Origin of the sequence: Amycolatopsis sp. NPDC004625 (genome assembly GCF_040609695.1) — a bacterium.
Taxonomy (GTDB): domain Bacteria; phylum Actinomycetota; class Actinomycetes; order Mycobacteriales; family Pseudonocardiaceae; genus Amycolatopsis.
In genome coordinates this window covers 187,087-200,912 of sequence record NZ_JBEXKX010000011.1, presented here as the reverse complement: position 1 = coordinate 200,912, position 13,826 = coordinate 187,087, and the positions used below count along the sequence as shown (strand labels likewise).

Annotated in this window: 17 protein-coding genes; 4 read left to right on the top strand and 13 right to left on the bottom strand. The window is 72.5% G+C overall.

All coding sequences use genetic code 11. The annotated features are described in order from the left end of the window. The 11 genes from ABZW17_RS15535 to ABZW17_RS15485 form a co-directional block, all read right to left on the bottom strand. Positions 1 to 651 carry an RNA methyltransferase gene (locus tag ABZW17_RS15535; RefSeq protein WP_354813723.1) on the bottom strand — a complete coding sequence of 217 codons (651 nt, stop codon included), beginning with the start codon at positions 649 to 651 and terminating at the stop codon, positions 1 to 3. Positions 652 to 665: 14 nt separating this feature from the next. Further along, positions 666 to 1,055 carry a DUF2784 domain-containing protein gene (locus tag ABZW17_RS15530; protein ID WP_354813721.1) on the bottom strand — a complete coding sequence of 130 codons (390 nt, stop codon included), beginning with the start codon at positions 1,053 to 1,055 and terminating at the stop codon, positions 666 to 668. A 311-nt stretch (positions 1,056 to 1,366) separates the two neighbouring features. Next, positions 1,367 to 1,804 carry an Asp23/Gls24 family envelope stress response protein gene (locus ABZW17_RS15525; protein ID WP_354813719.1) on the bottom strand — a complete coding sequence of 146 codons (438 nt, stop codon included), beginning with the start codon at positions 1,802 to 1,804 and terminating at the stop codon, positions 1,367 to 1,369. A 93-nt stretch (positions 1,805 to 1,897) separates the two neighbouring features. Beyond that, the gene (locus ABZW17_RS15520) at positions 1,898 to 2,194 is read right to left on the bottom strand and encodes a hypothetical protein (RefSeq protein ID WP_354813717.1); all 297 of its coding nucleotides are present in this window, start codon (positions 2,192 to 2,194) and stop codon (positions 1,898 to 1,900) included. Next, on the bottom strand, positions 2,191 to 2,553 hold the full coding sequence (locus ABZW17_RS15515; protein WP_354813715.1) for an Asp23/Gls24 family envelope stress response protein: 363 nt from the start codon (positions 2,551 to 2,553) through the stop codon (positions 2,191 to 2,193). The genes ABZW17_RS15520 and ABZW17_RS15515 overlap by 4 nt, the downstream gene beginning before the upstream one ends. After that, complete coding sequence (locus ABZW17_RS15510) at positions 2,550 to 3,113, bottom strand: Asp23/Gls24 family envelope stress response protein (protein ID WP_354813713.1); 564 nt, start codon at positions 3,111 to 3,113, stop codon at positions 2,550 to 2,552. Before ABZW17_RS15510 ends, ABZW17_RS15515 begins: the two co-directional genes overlap by 4 nt. Beyond that, positions 3,110 to 3,661 carry an RNA polymerase sigma factor gene (locus ABZW17_RS15505; RefSeq protein ID WP_354813711.1) on the bottom strand — a complete coding sequence of 184 codons (552 nt, stop codon included), beginning with the start codon at positions 3,659 to 3,661 and terminating at the stop codon, positions 3,110 to 3,112. Before ABZW17_RS15505 ends, ABZW17_RS15510 begins: the two co-directional genes overlap by 4 nt. Before the next feature lie 104 nt (positions 3,662 to 3,765). After that, entirely contained in the window at positions 3,766 to 4,329 is a 564-nt protein-coding gene (gene pyrE, locus ABZW17_RS15500; protein WP_354813709.1) for an orotate phosphoribosyltransferase, read from the bottom strand. 27 nt (positions 4,330 to 4,356) lie between these two features. Then, on the bottom strand, positions 4,357 to 6,804 hold the full coding sequence (locus ABZW17_RS15495) for an ABC transporter permease (protein ID WP_354813707.1): 2,448 nt from the start codon (positions 6,802 to 6,804) through the stop codon (positions 4,357 to 4,359). Beyond that, complete coding sequence (locus ABZW17_RS15490; protein WP_354813705.1) at positions 6,804 to 7,538, bottom strand: ABC transporter ATP-binding protein; 735 nt, start codon at positions 7,536 to 7,538, stop codon at positions 6,804 to 6,806. The genes ABZW17_RS15495 and ABZW17_RS15490 overlap by 1 nt, the downstream gene beginning before the upstream one ends. A gap of 77 nt (positions 7,539 to 7,615) precedes the next feature. Further along, the gene (locus tag ABZW17_RS15485; protein WP_354813703.1) at positions 7,616 to 8,383 is read right to left on the bottom strand and encodes an SDR family oxidoreductase; all 768 of its coding nucleotides are present in this window, start codon (positions 8,381 to 8,383) and stop codon (positions 7,616 to 7,618) included. 69 nt (positions 8,384 to 8,452) lie between these two features. Here ABZW17_RS15485 and ABZW17_RS15480 point away from each other — a divergent pair, with 69 nt between their 5' ends. Continuing rightward, a complete protein-coding gene (locus ABZW17_RS15480) occupies positions 8,453 to 9,382 on the top strand; it encodes a hypothetical protein (protein WP_354813701.1) in 930 nt (309 codons plus the stop codon). Here ABZW17_RS15480 and ABZW17_RS15475 read toward each other — a convergent pair. Then, the gene (locus tag ABZW17_RS15475; RefSeq protein ID WP_354813699.1) at positions 9,379 to 10,143 is read right to left on the bottom strand and encodes a hypothetical protein; all 765 of its coding nucleotides are present in this window, start codon (positions 10,141 to 10,143) and stop codon (positions 9,379 to 9,381) included. The two genes, ABZW17_RS15480 and ABZW17_RS15475, sit on opposite strands and share 4 nt — an antisense overlap. Before the next feature lie 221 nt (positions 10,144 to 10,364). Between ABZW17_RS15475 and ABZW17_RS15470 the strand changes: the two genes are divergently transcribed. From ABZW17_RS15470 to ABZW17_RS15460, 3 genes are all read left to right on the top strand, one after another. Next, positions 10,365 to 11,405, top strand: coding sequence for a PLP-dependent transferase (locus tag ABZW17_RS15470; RefSeq protein ID WP_354813697.1), 1,041 nt, complete (start codon positions 10,365 to 10,367; stop codon positions 11,403 to 11,405). Between the two features lie 62 nt (positions 11,406 to 11,467). Continuing rightward, positions 11,468 to 12,205 (top strand): hypothetical protein, encoded by a 738-nt coding sequence (locus tag ABZW17_RS15465; protein ID WP_354813695.1) that lies wholly within the window; start codon positions 11,468 to 11,470, stop codon positions 12,203 to 12,205. Continuing rightward, complete coding sequence (locus ABZW17_RS15460) at positions 12,202 to 12,777, top strand: class F sortase (RefSeq protein ID WP_354813693.1); 576 nt, start codon at positions 12,202 to 12,204, stop codon at positions 12,775 to 12,777. The genes ABZW17_RS15465 and ABZW17_RS15460 overlap by 4 nt, the downstream gene beginning before the upstream one ends. Here ABZW17_RS15460 and ABZW17_RS15455 read toward each other — a convergent pair. After that, positions 12,763 to 13,803, bottom strand: coding sequence for a patatin-like phospholipase family protein (locus ABZW17_RS15455; RefSeq protein ID WP_354813691.1), 1,041 nt, complete (start codon positions 13,801 to 13,803; stop codon positions 12,763 to 12,765). The two genes, ABZW17_RS15460 and ABZW17_RS15455, sit on opposite strands and share 15 nt — an antisense overlap. Positions 13,804 to 13,826: the final 23 nt, after the last annotated feature.

The following is a 13,826-nucleotide window of genomic DNA, read 5'->3' as shown; positions in this document are numbered from 1 at the left end:
TCACCAGGCGCGGCCGAGGTCGGCGTGCTGCCGGATCCAGGCGTGCATGACGATCCCGGCCGCGACGCCGGCGTTGATCGAGCGGGTCGTGCCGAACTGGGCGATCGACACCACGAGCGACGCGGCTTCCTGCGCCTGCGCGGAAAGGCCGGGGCCTTCCTGGCCGAACAGCAGCACGCAGTCGCGTGGGATTTCGGCCGTCTCGACCGGTTCGGACCCCGGCGTGTTGTCCACCGCGACGACGGCGAGACTCCGGTCCGCGGCGAAGGCCACCAAGCCGGAGACGTCGTCGTGGTGGCGCAGGTGCTGGTAGCGGTCGGTGACCATGGCCCCGCGCCGGTTCCAGCGCCGCCGGCCGACGATGTGCACCTCGGCCGCGGCGAACGCGTTGGCCGTCCGGACGACGGTGCCGATGTTGTGGTCGTGCTGGAAGTTCTCGATGGCGACGTGGAAGGGGTGCCGCCGGCTGTCCACATCGGACACGATGGCTTCGCGGCGCCAGTAGCGGTAGGCGTCGACGACGTTGCGGCGGTCGCCCTCCCGTAGCAGTTCGGGGTCGTACCGCTCGTCCGCGGGCCACGCACCCGGCCACGGGCCGACGCCGACCTCTTCGCGGCTGACCCATTCGGTGGGTCCGGGTGTGGTGTTCACCCGGCGATTGTCGCCTAGCCCAGGTGGACCGGGCGCACGTGGGTTTCCTCGTCGTGGCGGTGGCGCCAGCGGTGGTAGACGCCGACGTAGGAGTAGGCGACCACGACGATCGCGACGATGCCGATCGCCGGCAGCCACGACTGGGGGAAGACGGTGCCGTAGAGGTAGTACGCGTTGAAGCCGCCGGGCAGGTCGCCGAGGCCCTCCTGGTGCCGGAAGAAGTTCTCCAGCGCGGTGAGCGGGCACGGCACGGGCGTGACGTTGACGAGGACGCCCCAGGCCGCGGCGAACATGTGGACGAAGATCAGCTTCGGCCACCGCCACGCGAGGAAGCCCCCCAACCCGATGAGCAGCAGGGCCAGAATGTGCACCACGACGGTCACGTCGGCCAGGAACTTCGCCATCGCACCCCCCTCCACCGATCCCCCTACCAGCGACTTTACTCCGCCGAGTGGGGTCGCCCGCGGTTATGGATGCCCAGCGGGGTGATGTTCAACCCTGCGGAGCAACCAATTCACCTCGGCGGTGACGGAGGCGTCACACCGGGTGGGAATTCCGGCGGCCGCTTCGCGGGGTACTGCGTGGGCTCCTCGTGCGGGTACTGGTCCGGCGCACCGTCCGGTTTCGTCCGGTTCGGGTCGGCTGGGCGCTGCGGTTCCGGCGGCTCCTCCATGCCCCGACGGTACGCCCGGACCACGCCCGGAGCAGCCGGATTTCACTGAACGCGATCACTGACCGCCGGCTCGTCGTCGCCGGGGATGTGGACGTCGGTGACGTTGATGTTCACCTCGACCACCTGCAGCCCGGTCATCTGCTCGATCGCCGTGATCACGTTGCGGCGCACCGAACGCGCGAGGTCCGCGATGGCGGCGCCGTACTCGACGAGCACCTGCAGGTCGACCGCGGCCTGCTTCTCGCCGACCTCGACCGACACGCCGTGGCCGATGCTGGCGGACGCGCCCGGGATGCGGTCGCGGATCGCGCTCAGCGCCCGTGCCGCGCCGCCGCCGAGGTCGTGCACCCCGCGGACCTCGCGGGCGGCGAGCCCGGCGATCTTCTGCACCACCGTGTCGGCGATGGTCGTGGTGCCCTGCTTGGTGACGAGCGTGGTTTCGGTGGTGGCCACGGTGTTCTTCTCGGCCGTCGCGGTCATGGTGGTCCTCCCTGTATGTGCTGCGGGACAAGGCTTTCCGCCTTGTTCGTAGCTAAGGACACGACCGGCGGGCGACCCTCACTGTGGTCTGCCTCACAGGAACGCGGCGCCGTCGAGGTCCGTGACCTCCAGCCGCAGCCGTGCTTTTTCCCACTCCGTGCCGGCCAGCACCGGGCGCACCGCGGCCGCCGCGCGGTCCAGCAACGGCGGGATCGGCAGCCGCGTCGCGATCAGGCGGATCCGGACCAGCTCCGGGCTCAGGTCCACCGCCATACCGTCCCAGTCCACCGGCAGCCACGTGGTTTCCGGGGAAACCGGCGTCGCCGGGCGAAGGCCGTCCACTTCCTTGAGCACGCCGACGATCTTCTCGACGGCTTCGGCCGCCGTCACCGGTCCGCCGGCTCGATGTCCATGATGGACACCGACACCTCGTCGACGACCAGGCCGGTCTGCTCGGCCACGAACCGCGTCACCGCGCGCTGGACCGCCCGGCCCACCGCCGCCGCCTGGTCGGCCGCCGCCGCGACGAGGTCGATGTGGACAGTCACCCGGCCGTCCGCGGTGCGGACCCGGACGCCGTCCGCCGGGGCCGGGTCGAGGCCCTTCCAGCGCTGGCGGGTCGCGCGCGTCCACGCCGTGACCAGGCCGCGCAGGCCCGGCTCGAGCCGCACGACCCCCGGCGTGGTGATCGCCGCCCGTGCCGCCACGCTGGCGATCACCGGATCGGCGACCACGTAATCGACGCTCATTCCCCTGGCTCCCCGGCGGTGTCGTCCCCATAGATGTCGTCCACGATCAGGTCGAGCTTCGCGAGCGTCAGGCCCACCCGGGCCGCGGCCGCCGCGGTCACCCGCTCCCGCACCCGCGCCAACGCTTCGCCGCCCGCGACGTTCCGCAGGTGCACCGCGAGGGTGAGGTCCACCTCGACGCCGCCGGGAACGGGCCGCACCCGGCAGCGCCGCGCCCGGACGCCGTCGACGGTGTCCGCCGCGTACCGCAGCACCGCCGCCACCGCCTGCTCGCTGACCTCGACGAACCCCGGTTCCGGGGTCGGCAGCCGCACCATCGAGCCGCGCCGCACCTCCGCCCGCACGGCCGACATGATCCGGCCGAACAGGTCCGGCGGCGGCGCGTCCTCTTCGGCCACCAGTTCCGACGTCGCCTCGCGCAGCGCCAGCAGGCTCTCGCGCGCGGCCCGGCAGTGCGGGCAGGTCAGTTCGTGTTCGTCGGCCAGCCCGGCGCCGACCGCGTCGAGCCGCTCCCACACGTGTTCGACATCGCGTTCGCAGGGCAGTTCGTAGTCCGTCATCGCCACGGCTTCATCACCTCCGCCAGCTGGGCGCGGGCGCGCGCGATCCGGCCGCGGACGGCCGTCGCGTTCGCGCCGACGGTTTCGCCGATCTCTTCGTAGGACCGGCCGTGCACTTCGCGCAGCAGCCAGCACGCCCGTTGCTCGGGGGTCAGCTGCGCCAAGGCCGCGTTCAACGCCGCGAGCTGGCTGCTCACCTGCACGGCCCGCTCCGGCTGGAGATCGGTCCGCGGCGACGCGGCGGTGTCGAGGTCGACGTCGGCCTGCGGCTTGCGCGCGCGGATCACGTTGAGACACCGGTTCGTGGTGGCCCGGTAGAGCCAGCCGACGAAGGCGGCGTCCTCGCCGAGCTGGTCGAGCTTGCGCCAGGCGTTGAGGAACACCTCCTGCACGACGTCCTCGGCGTCCCCGCGGTGCGCGAGCATCTTCGCGGCGAGGCGGAACATCGGGCCCTGGTAGCGCAGCACGAGCTGCTCGTACGCCCGGACGTCCCCGTCCCGCGCGCGGCCGACGAGGGTCACGTCGTCGAGCGGCGTAGTCGTCGTCACGGCACCTCCTCGGAGGAAGGACACCGGCGGGCGGAAATCGTCACGCACCGATTCTGGGTGACGACGGTCACCGGGGCGAATCCACGGATCCGCCCCGGTGCGGATCAGTCCAGGCCGAGGTCGTCCTTGCCGAGGACGTACCGGTACTCCAGGCCTTCCTTCTCGATCGCCTCACGCGCGCCCGTGTCGCGGTCGACCACCGTCACCACGCCGATCACGTCCGCGCCCGCCTCGCGCAGGGCCGCGACCGCCTCGAGCACGCTGCCGCCCGTCGTGGACGTGTCCTCCACCGCCAGCACGCGCTGGCCGCGGACCTCCATGCCCTCGATGCGCCGCTGCATGCCGTGTTCCTTGACCGACTTGCGGACGACGAAGGCGTCCAGCACGACACCGTCGTTCGCCGCCGAGTGGAGCATCGCCAGCGCGACCGGGTCGGCGCCCAGCGTCAGGCCGCCGGCCGCCACGTAGTCCCAGTCCGCCGTCAGCTGGCGCAGCAGCTTGCCGATCAGCGGCGCGGCCGCGTGGTGCAGCGTCGCCCGCCGGAGGTCGATGTAGTAGTCGGCTTCCTTGCCGGACGCCAGGGTCACTTTTCCGTGCACCACGGAAAGATCGGTGACCAGCCTGGCCAGTTCGAGTTTCGCCGCTTGATCCAACCCGGGGTTCGCCACGGCCGTGAGTCTTACACACGGCCGGGTTCACTCACCGGCGGATGTGGCCTCGACCGCACGCCCGCGCGTCGCCGCCCAGGCCGGGACCAGGATCGCCACCAGCGAAAGGACCACCGCGACCGCGAGCACCACCAGGTAGACCGCCACCGGGCCGGACGGCAGCGGCGAGCCGGTCACCACCAGGCAGAACGGCACGATCGCGCCCGCCGCGACCAGCGTCCCGAGCAGCACCGCGATGGTCGCGATCAGGCCGCCTTCGACCCCCGCCATGCGCAGCACCTGGCCGCGCGTGAAGCCGCTCAGCCGCTGCACCCCGAACTCCCGGCGCCGTCGCGCGGTCGCCATCACCAGCGTGTTCACCACGGAAATGACCGTGTACGCCAAGATCATCCCGACCAGCAGGTAGTTGACCCAGGCGCCGATCTCGTTGCCCTTCGCGTGCGCAGCGATGAGCGTCTCCCGGTCGCCGACGAACACCGGCAGCCCGGCCGTCGCCTCACGGAGGCGGGCCGTCAGGGTCGCCGGGCCGACGCCGGGCGCGGCGCGGACCAGCAGCTGCGGCGCGAGGCCGAGCGTCGTGTGCGGGGCCAGCAGTTCCGCGGGCAGCACGAGCCGTTCGAAGCCGGGGCGCTGGTTCACGACGGCCGACACCCGCACGTCCACCGGTGTGCCGTCGCCGAGCTTCAGCGACAGCGTGTCGCCGACGTGGTGGCCGAGCATCGCCGGCACCTCGACGGCGGTCCCGGTCAGCTCGCTGACGCCCAGCGCGGGCCGGCCGTCGTCGTCCTGGCCGCCGTCGAACGGCTTCTCGACGAACACCGTGCTCGTCACGTACTCCGACGCGCCGGCCACACCCGGCACCGCACGGACCCGGTCCAGCACCGCCGGGTCCAGCCCGTCCGGCGCGCCGACGACGGCGTCCGCGCGCAGGTCCTCGGTGAAGGCCTGGTTCGAGGCCGCTTCCTGGGTGGTCTGCAGGTAGATGTTGGCGGTCGCGATGCCGACCGCGAGCATGATCGGGGTGACCGCGCCGGCCGCCCGCACCGCGCCGACGCGGGTGTTGCGCAGCGCGACCCGGCCGTTGACACCGGTGAGCGCTTGCACCGGCCACTGCAGCAGCGTCGCCACCAGCTTCGTGACGCCGGGGCTGATCGCCGCCAGGCCGAACGCCCACAGCATCACCGCCGGGCCCGCCGTGCTGGCCGCGACCGGGCCGGTCATCACGGCGACCGTCACGATGGCCAGCGCCGTCCCGCCGCCGAAGCACAGGATCGCGGTGACCAGCCGGACCGGCGTCAACCAGCGCCGCTCGACGGCGGCTTCGGCGAGCGCCTCGGTCGGGCGGACCCGCGAGGCACGCCGCCCGGCCACGAAGGACGCGACCACGACGGCCAGCAGCGACGCGCCCGCGGCGACCGTCGCCGGGACCCAGCCCTGCTCGAACCGGAGCACGTCCGGCACGACGCCGTGGTCGGTGAGCTGCCCGAACAGCCAGTTCCCGAGCGCCGGGCCGAGCGCCACCGCGCCGCCGACGGCGAGCAGCCCGACGACGAACGCCTCGCCGAGCACCATCCGCCGCAGCTGGCGCGGAGTCGTCCCGACCGCTCGCAGCAGCGCGAGTTCGCGCTGGCGCTGCTGCGTCGACAGCGTCAGCGTGCCCGCCACGACGAACACCATGACCAGCGCCGACAGCCCGCCGGACACCGCGGCCAGCACGATCAGGTTCTCGCCGCTCTTGCCCGTCTCCGGGAATTCCAGGGCACCGCGGTCGACGCCGGTGGTCACGACGCCCGCGTTCCCGACGGCCGCCGACACCGCGGCGACGTCGCCGCCGAAGACGCCGATGGCGTCGAAGCGTCCCGGGTGCCCGGAGAGTTTTTCGGCGTCCGAAGGCGCGAAGAACACCGCGGAGTCCCGCATGGCCTGCGGCGCCTCGGCGATCCCGGAGATCCGGTACGGGCCGACACGGCCGTGCGCGGCGACCGGCAGCGTGTCCCCGACGGCGAGCCCGAGCCCGGCGTCGACGACGACTTCGCCCGGCTTCGGCGCTTCGCCCTTCAGCGCGTACGGCGTCAGCACGGCGGAGTCCCAGGCGTGCCCGAGCGCACTCGCGGAGCCGATCTGCGCGGGGAAGCTGACCTCGCCGACCACGTTCGTGACGCCGGGGACCGCGCGCAGGCGGTCCGCCACCGCCGCGTCGAGCCGGACGCGCTCGGGCAGGGTCGCGGTCTCGGACCGGTGCTTGTCCTCCGGGTCGAGCGTCGCCGGGTCCTCCCGCGGCTGGTCGAACGTCTGCTGCCCGCCGACCACGATCGGGGCCGCGGCCAGCCGCTGCACCGGCGTCTCGGACCGGATGCCGGTCTCCATCAGGCCACCGCACGCCGAAATGACCAGCGCGCCGAAGAACACGGCGACGAACGTCGCCAGGAACCCGCCCTTGCGCAGGCGGAGGGTCCGCAACGCCAGCTTGAACATCAGGCCGCCACCCGGCCCCAGGCCCCCAGGTGCGTCATCCGCTCGGCAACGGCTTCGGCGGTCGGCCGGTCCAGCCGCCCGGCGATCCGGCCGTCGGCCAGGAACACGACCTGGTCGGCGTAGGACGCGGCGACCGGGTCGTGCGTCACCATGATCACCGTCTGGCCCGCCGAGCGGACGGAGTCGCGCAGCAGGCCGAGCACCTCGGCGGCGGTGCGGGTGTCGAGCGCGCCGGTCGGCTCGTCGGCGAACAGCACGGCCGGCTCGGTGACCAGGGCCCGCGCGATCGCGACGCGCTGCTGCTGACCGCCGGAGAGCTGGCCGGGCAGGTGCTTGCGGCGCCCGTCGAGCCCGACGTGCGCGAGGATCCGTTCCACCAGCCGCCGGTCCGCGCGCCGGCCGGCCAGCTGCAGCGGCAGCACCACGTTCTGCTCGACCGTCAGCGCCGGGAGCAGGTTGAACGACTGGAAGACGAAGCCGACGCGGTCGCGCCGCAGCTTCGTCAGGTAGGTCTCGTTCTTGCCGTCGAGGTCCTGGCCGTCGAGCACGACCCGGCCCGACGTCGGGCGGTCGAGACCGGCCGCGCAGTGCAGGAACGTGCTCTTGCCCGACCCGGACGGGCCCATCACCGCGGTGAAGCCGCCGCGCGGGAACGCGATCGAAACCCCGTCCAGCGCGACCACGCCGCCGTACACCTTGCGCACGGCCTCGAGCCGGACCGCCTCAGTCGTCATGCTCGAAACGCTAGGGTGGCGCGGCCTCCGGCACAGTGATGAACACCGGAGTCTTCGGGTGGGGTAAACCCCACCCCTCAGGTGCGGCCCTTGCCGCCGAAACCGCCGCTGACCCGGCGCAGCACCGCGCGCGGCAGCAGCCCGCCGAGCGCGACGACGGCCTTGTACTGCAGGCTCGGCACGGAGATCACCTTGCCGCGGCGCAGGTCCGCGAGCGCCTCACGGACCACCTGTTCGACACCCAACCAGGCGATTTTCGGGCCCGGTTTGCCGATGCCGGCGCGCTCGTGGAACTCGGTCGCGGTGAAACCGGGGCAGAGCGCCATCATCCGGACACCCTTGGGCAGCGACGCGGCGATCCCTTCGGTGAACGACGTGACCCAGTTCTTGCTCGCGGTGTACGTCGAGCCGCGGCCGCTGAAGAAGCCCGCCACGCTGCTGACCTGGATGATTTCGCCGTGCCCGCGCTCGATCATGCCGGGCAGCACGGCCCGGGTGAGCCGCAGGACGGCGGTGACGTTGACGTCGAGCTGGCGCTGCAGCGCGTCCGGCGGGATGGTCCAGAAGTCGCCGTTCAGCCCGAACCCGGCGTTGTTCACCAGGAGGTCCACCGGCCCGGCCGCGAGCCGCTCCTCGACCGCCGCCCGTCCGTCCACTTCGGACAGATCGGCGGGGAGCACCTCGACCGCGACACCGTGGCGTTCCCGCAGTTCAGCGGCGTACGCCTCCAGCCGCGCAACGTCACGGGCGACGAGCACCAGGTCGTACTTCTCGGCGGCGAGGGTGCGCGCGAACTGCGCGCCGATGCCCGCCGTGGCGCCCGTGATGAGGGTGGTGGTGGTCATGTGAGTGAACATACCCGCTGGTCACGGGCGGACGTGCGTTCGATCCGGCGGGGAAGTATGGTCCGCCGCATGGGTAAGCACAGCAGGCGCAAAAGCGGCTATCTGCCCAAGGTCGCCGCGGGCGCGGCGCCCGTGGCGCTCCTCTTCGCGGCCCCCGCCACGGCGCTGGCGAGCCCGGCCGAACTGACCCTGCCGCTCGACCACCACGACGACAGCACGTTCGGGCGGGACGTCTCGACGACCGGCGACGACGGCTCGTCGGTGGTGCGCGAGACCGTCACCGCGACCCGCCACGACTTCCTCGCGAAGGAGATCGCCGGCGCGGTCCTGGCCAGCGACCTCACGGAGTCCTCGACGACCGACCGTGAAGAGCAGCAGACGGACACGTCGGCGGCGACCCAGGAGAGCGAAACGCTCAGCCGCGCCGGCCGGCACACCCTGCGGCTCGGCCAGGTCCGCGCGGTCACCGCGAACAACCAGCGGCTGGGCCACGCCGCGGTGCGGGACCTGTCCCTCACGCCCCTCGACGGCTCCGCCGGGCGCCGGGTCGGCCTCGGCGAGGGCACGAACCACGGGGTCTGGCTGGCCGACGGCGTCGACGTGCTGAGCCAGAACGCCGAACAGCTCGACACCGGCCTGCACGGCACCTTCGCCGGCGACCTCCAGGGTGCCCTGTCGGTCCGCCGGTCCTCCGGCCAGGCCGTCGACCTCGGCCGCGTGGGCGCGGTCGGGATGACGTCCGAGCAGCACGCGACCGGCCAGCTCACCGGCGTCCTCGACGTGGGACAGAAGCACGAAGCCGGCGGTCAGCTGGGCCCGGCCTGGGGCCTGGTGAAGACGGGCCAGTCCCTCGGCCCGGCCGGCCCGGCGGGCTCGATCCGCGGCGACCTCGGGGTCGACCACGTGGTCCACGCCGAAGGCGGCACGACGTCGGTGCGCGGCACGCTCGACCGGCCGGTGTCGCTCAGCGTGCTCGACCAGCCGGCGCTCGGCTCCTAGCTTTCGGCGGGCGGTTCCGCGGGCGGCGGCACCGGCGTCCCGGCCGCCGGGGTGCCCGGGGCGGCGGGCGCGGTGGCCTCGGACGGGACCGGGGCGCTCGCCTGGTGCCGTCCGGCGTCGTAGTCCTCGTCGAACGGGTCGACGATGTCCGCGATCTCGCCCAGGTCGCGCAGCAGGCGCTCCAGCCGTGACGGCCCGGCGGTCGGGACGACGCTGGCGAGCACCCACTCGTTCTCCAGCCAGGCCACGCCGACGTCGCCGCCGAGCTGGTCCGCGGCGTCGACGAGCTCCTGGGTGATCACCGCGCGGGCGCCGTCGGCGTCGTCGGCGAAGGCGTAGCGCGCACCGATCGGGCCGAGCATCTCGGGCATGTCGGCGCGCTGGAACGGCACGCTCGACAGCCACATCTCGATCGGGATCCGGTGCTTCTTGTTGCAGCGCACGGCGACGACGACCGCGGGGATCTGCCCCTCGGTCTCGATGTCGAAGATGAACACCGGGCGGCGGCCGTCGGAGGTGAAGGTGGACCCCGCGACGACGTTCACCGCGGCGTCCGCGCCGAAGTAGCCGATCGCGCCGTTGGACCACTGCTGCGGCAGCCGCTCGTCCTCCTCGACGAACTGCCAGCCGCGCAACTGCGCCCAGCGCATGCGCTCGCGGTTGCGCGAGCCCTCCTTCGCCCGGTCGGCGGCGAGCAGCCCCAGCCCCGCCACCAGGGCGACGGCCGCGATGACGAACCAGATCCACGCCGGAATACCCACGACGGCCAGGGTATCGCCTGTTACGCCGGAGGGATGATCGCCGGTCCCCGTGTCGCCGGGCCCATTCGGAGCATTTTGCGCCGGCCCGGGTCGACAAATCGCCACAAGCCACTGTGGACGCCCCAGGCTTCGCAGTCTGCCGCGGCTGTCGTGAGTGGTAAGGCGGGTTAGAACCCGCCTTACCACTCACGACGAGGTGACCAGGGCATACGGTGAGGCGCATGGACGACTGGACGCCCCGCACCAAGGCCATCGCCGCCGGCCGGCCGCACGGACCCGGTGAGCCGCTGAACACCCCGCTCGTCGCCACCAGCACCTACCAGGCCGGTGGCGATTTCGTGTACGCGCGGGGCGACGGGACACCGACCTGGCACGCCCTCGAGGAAGCCGTCGGGGCGCTCGAAGGTGGCGAGGCGACCGCGTTCGCGTCCGGGGTCGCCACCCTGTCCGCCGTCCTGGACCTGCTGCCGGTCGGGTCGCGGGTCGTCGTCCCGACGTTCAGCTACGCCGTGACCCGCGGGGTGCTGGCCCACGCGCAGAAGCTCGGCAAGCTCGCCGTCACCGAGCTCGAGCCGGCCGACACCGAGGCGTGGGTGGCCGAAGCGGCGACGTCCGACCTGGTCTGGCTGGAGTCGCCGACCAACCCGACCCTCGACGTGATGGCCATCGAGACCATCGCGGCCGCCGCGCGCGGCCGGGTCGTCGTCGACAACACCTTCGCGACGCCGCTGCAGCAGCGGCCCCTGGAGCTCGGCGCCGACGTCGTCGTGCACAGCGCGACCAAGCTCATCGGCGGGCACAGCGACCTGCTGCTGGGCATCACCGTGGCCAAGGACCCGGCCGTCGCGGCCGAGCTGCGCGGCGCGCGGACGCGGGTCGGGTCGACGCCGGGCGCCCTCGAAGCCTGGCTCGCCCTCCGGGGCCTGCGGACCATGCCCGTCCGGCTCGCGGAGCAGTCCCGCACCGCCGCGCTGCTGGCCGCGCGGCTCGGCGAGCACCCCGCGGTGCAGCGTGTGCGTTACCCGGGGTTCGGGATGATGATCGCCTTCGACCTGGCCGACGCCGAGACGGCGGACCGCTTCTGCGCCTCGGTCCGGCTGATCCGCTCGGCGACCAGCCTCGGCGGCGTCGAAAGCCTGGTCGAGCGGCGGGCCTGGCTGGCGGGTGAAGAGCGCGTCCCGCCCGGGCTGGTCCGGTTCAGCGTCGGGTTGGAGGATCCGGCTGACCTGTGGCGCGACCTCGCGTTCGCCCTCTCGGAGTAACACGGGCGGGCGAATCGTCGATAGTCGCGACATCGCAGGTCAACCGCCGTTGGGAGTGTCTCGTGGGTAGAACGCTGAGCCGGGTCGCGGGGATCGTGTCCGCGGGCGCGCTGATCACCTTCGCCGCCGCGCCGGCCGCCTCCGCGCAGACCGAGACGGAAACGACCACGGCCTCGTCGCCCTCCGAGACGGCCCCCGGTACGACGACGGCCACCGAGACCACGACCCCGTCGACCCCGGTCACGACCACCGCCACCACGTCGGCGACGGCCACCACCGAGGTCACGCCGACCACGACGCCGAAGACCACCACGACGACCACGACCACGGAGGCGTCCGAGCCGCCGAAGGACGACTACCAGGACAACGTCGGGCACGGCTTCGTCGGCCTCGGCGGCGAAGGCGTCCTGGTCATCGCCTGCGCGTCCGGGGCGCCCGGCAACGTGGCGACGCAGTACCTGAGCGTCACCGGCGGCCCGGACCAGGACGAGTCCGACGGCCGCTACTGGAACTACAGCGTGCGCGTCGACAACGCCCCGGCCGGCACGACCACCGCCAAGTTCAGCTGGACCTGCAACGGCGTCGAGGGCAACGGCACCGTCGAGTTCCAGCAGGAAGCGCCGCCGGTGACGACCACCAGCAGCAGCACCGTGTCGTCGAGCACCGCGCCGATCACCACGGCGACCTCCAGCGCGGCGACTTCAAGCACCGCCCCGGCCGGCAATGCCGCACCGAAGGCCCAGGTCAAGGTCACGCCCAAGGGCGGGGTCGAGACCGGCTTCGGCGGCACGGCGGGATGACCGTCCGCCGGGCGGGTGCCGCACTCGCGCTCGTCCTGACGCTGGCCGCCTGCAGCACGCCGGAACCGCCCCAGGCCGCGCCGGTGCCGTCGTCGGTGCCGGTGACCGCGCCGTTCAAGGGCCTGCGGCCGACGTCGGTCAAGATCCCGAAGATCGGCGCGGAGTCGAGCCTGCTCGCGGTGGCGGTCAAGACCGACGGCTCGATCTCCGTCCCGTCGGTGCACACGCCGATGCAGGCGGCCTGGTACAAGCTCTCGCCGGTGCCCGGCGACGTCGGCCCGGCGATCGTGCTCGGGCACGTCGACGGCGACAAGAAGCCCGGCATCTTCTACAAGCTGAAGGACCTCGCGCCCGGCGACGAGGTCGACGTCGACCGCAGTGACGGGAAGAAGCTGAAGTTCGTCGTCGACCGCGTCACGCAGGTCCCGAAGGACACGTTCCCGCGCGACGCCGTCTACGGCAACAGCGACAAGCCCGAGCTGCGGCTGATCACCTGCGGTGGCGCGTTCGACCACGCCGAACACAGCTACAAGGACAACATCGTCGTCTACGCGAACCTAGCCAACGCCTGAGCCGGGGTACGGGAAGTCCTTCGGCGCGATCGCGGCGGGGTCGACCCACTTGCGCATGCCGGCGTCGCAGGCGGCGTAACCCCAGTTGATCAGCTGCTCCTGCAACGTGCCGGACAGCTTCGTGAGCCGGGTCTTCGTCTCGGCCAGTGCGTGGGTCCGCTCGACCGGTGCGGGCAGCGCGTCCGGCAGCTGGAAGTTCTCGATGTCGCTGTAGGTGGCCCAGTACGTTCCGGCGAACTGCCGGTCCTTGAACGCCTTCAGCAGCGGGTCGGTGCGCAGCTGCCGGACCTGGTTGTCCATCACGGACAGGACCCGCAGCAACTGCAGCAGCCAGGTGCGGTGCGGGTTCTCCTCGCGCTTCATCTTCTTGCCGGCGTCGCTGACGAGCACGATGGCGTGCTGGTTCTCGATCGGGTCCAGGCCCAGGTTGTCGTACACGCCCGCGTCGCTGAGCACGACCTTGCGCCCGCGCCCGAGCGGGTCGGGGATCACGACCGGCGAGAGCATCGGGGGGAAGGCCGAGGACGCGGCGACCGCGGTCGCCAGCGGCACCTGCCCGTTCGGGCCGGCCTCCCGGAAGAACCACCACAGGGTGCCGTCCTGCAGGTTGGTGGCGGTGAACACGAACCGGGGACCGGCCGGATCGAGGTCCGCGAGGCAGCAGTCGCCGAAGAGGTGCTTCGCGTACTGGCGCGCGAGTTCCTCGCCGGCACTGCGCCAGGGAATGAACATCGCCTTCAGCGTGACGGGGATGTCGAGCTGGATACCGGCCAGCTTCCGGATCGGCTGCGTGACCTCTTCCTCGAAGTTCGCGGCCACGCCGTCGCCGTCGAACCGCAGCCTGCGCCACGCGTGCGCCAGCACGCCCGCGGCGATCGAACCGCCGGAAACGCTGGAAACCGTGGTCAGCTTCGGCAGCCAGCCCAGTTCGTTCAGGCGCCGGAGCGCGCCGGCGTGGAAGAGCATCGCCCGGTAGCCGCCGCCGGACAGGGCCAGGCCGACGCCGGACCGTTTCGTGGACTCCATGGCCACCCCCAACGAGTGCGAGT

Excerpts from the sequence above, each read along its gene's own strand:
- ABZW17_RS15485 (WP_354813703.1), bottom strand. The coding sequence starts at position 8,383 with ATGACCACCACCACCCTCATCACGGGCGCCACGGCGGGCATCGGCGCG.
- ABZW17_RS15470 (WP_354813697.1), top strand. The coding sequence starts at position 10,365 with ATGGACGACTGGACGCCCCGCACCAAGGCCATCGCCGCCGGCCGGCCG.
- ABZW17_RS15495 (WP_354813707.1), bottom strand. The coding sequence starts at position 6,804 with ATGTTCAAGCTGGCGTTGCGGACCCTCCGCCTGCGCAAGGGCGGGTTC.
- ABZW17_RS15515 (WP_354813715.1), bottom strand. The coding sequence starts at position 2,553 with ATGAGCGTCGATTACGTGGTCGCCGATCCGGTGATCGCCAGCGTGGCG.
- ABZW17_RS15510 (WP_354813713.1), bottom strand. The coding sequence starts at position 3,113 with ATGACGGACTACGAACTGCCCTGCGAACGCGATGTCGAACACGTGTGG.
- ABZW17_RS15525 (WP_354813719.1), bottom strand. The coding sequence starts at position 1,804 with ATGACCGCGACGGCCGAGAAGAACACCGTGGCCACCACCGAAACCACG.
- ABZW17_RS15455 (WP_354813691.1), bottom strand. The coding sequence starts at position 13,803 with ATGGAGTCCACGAAACGGTCCGGCGTCGGCCTGGCCCTGTCCGGCGGC.
- ABZW17_RS15480 (WP_354813701.1), top strand. The coding sequence starts at position 8,453 with ATGGGTAAGCACAGCAGGCGCAAAAGCGGCTATCTGCCCAAGGTCGCC.
- ABZW17_RS15460 (WP_354813693.1), top strand. The coding sequence starts at position 12,202 with ATGACCGTCCGCCGGGCGGGTGCCGCACTCGCGCTCGTCCTGACGCTG.
- ABZW17_RS15530 (WP_354813721.1), bottom strand. The coding sequence starts at position 1,055 with ATGGCGAAGTTCCTGGCCGACGTGACCGTCGTGGTGCACATTCTGGCC.
- ABZW17_RS15490 (WP_354813705.1), bottom strand. The coding sequence starts at position 7,538 with ATGACGACTGAGGCGGTCCGGCTCGAGGCCGTGCGCAAGGTGTACGGC.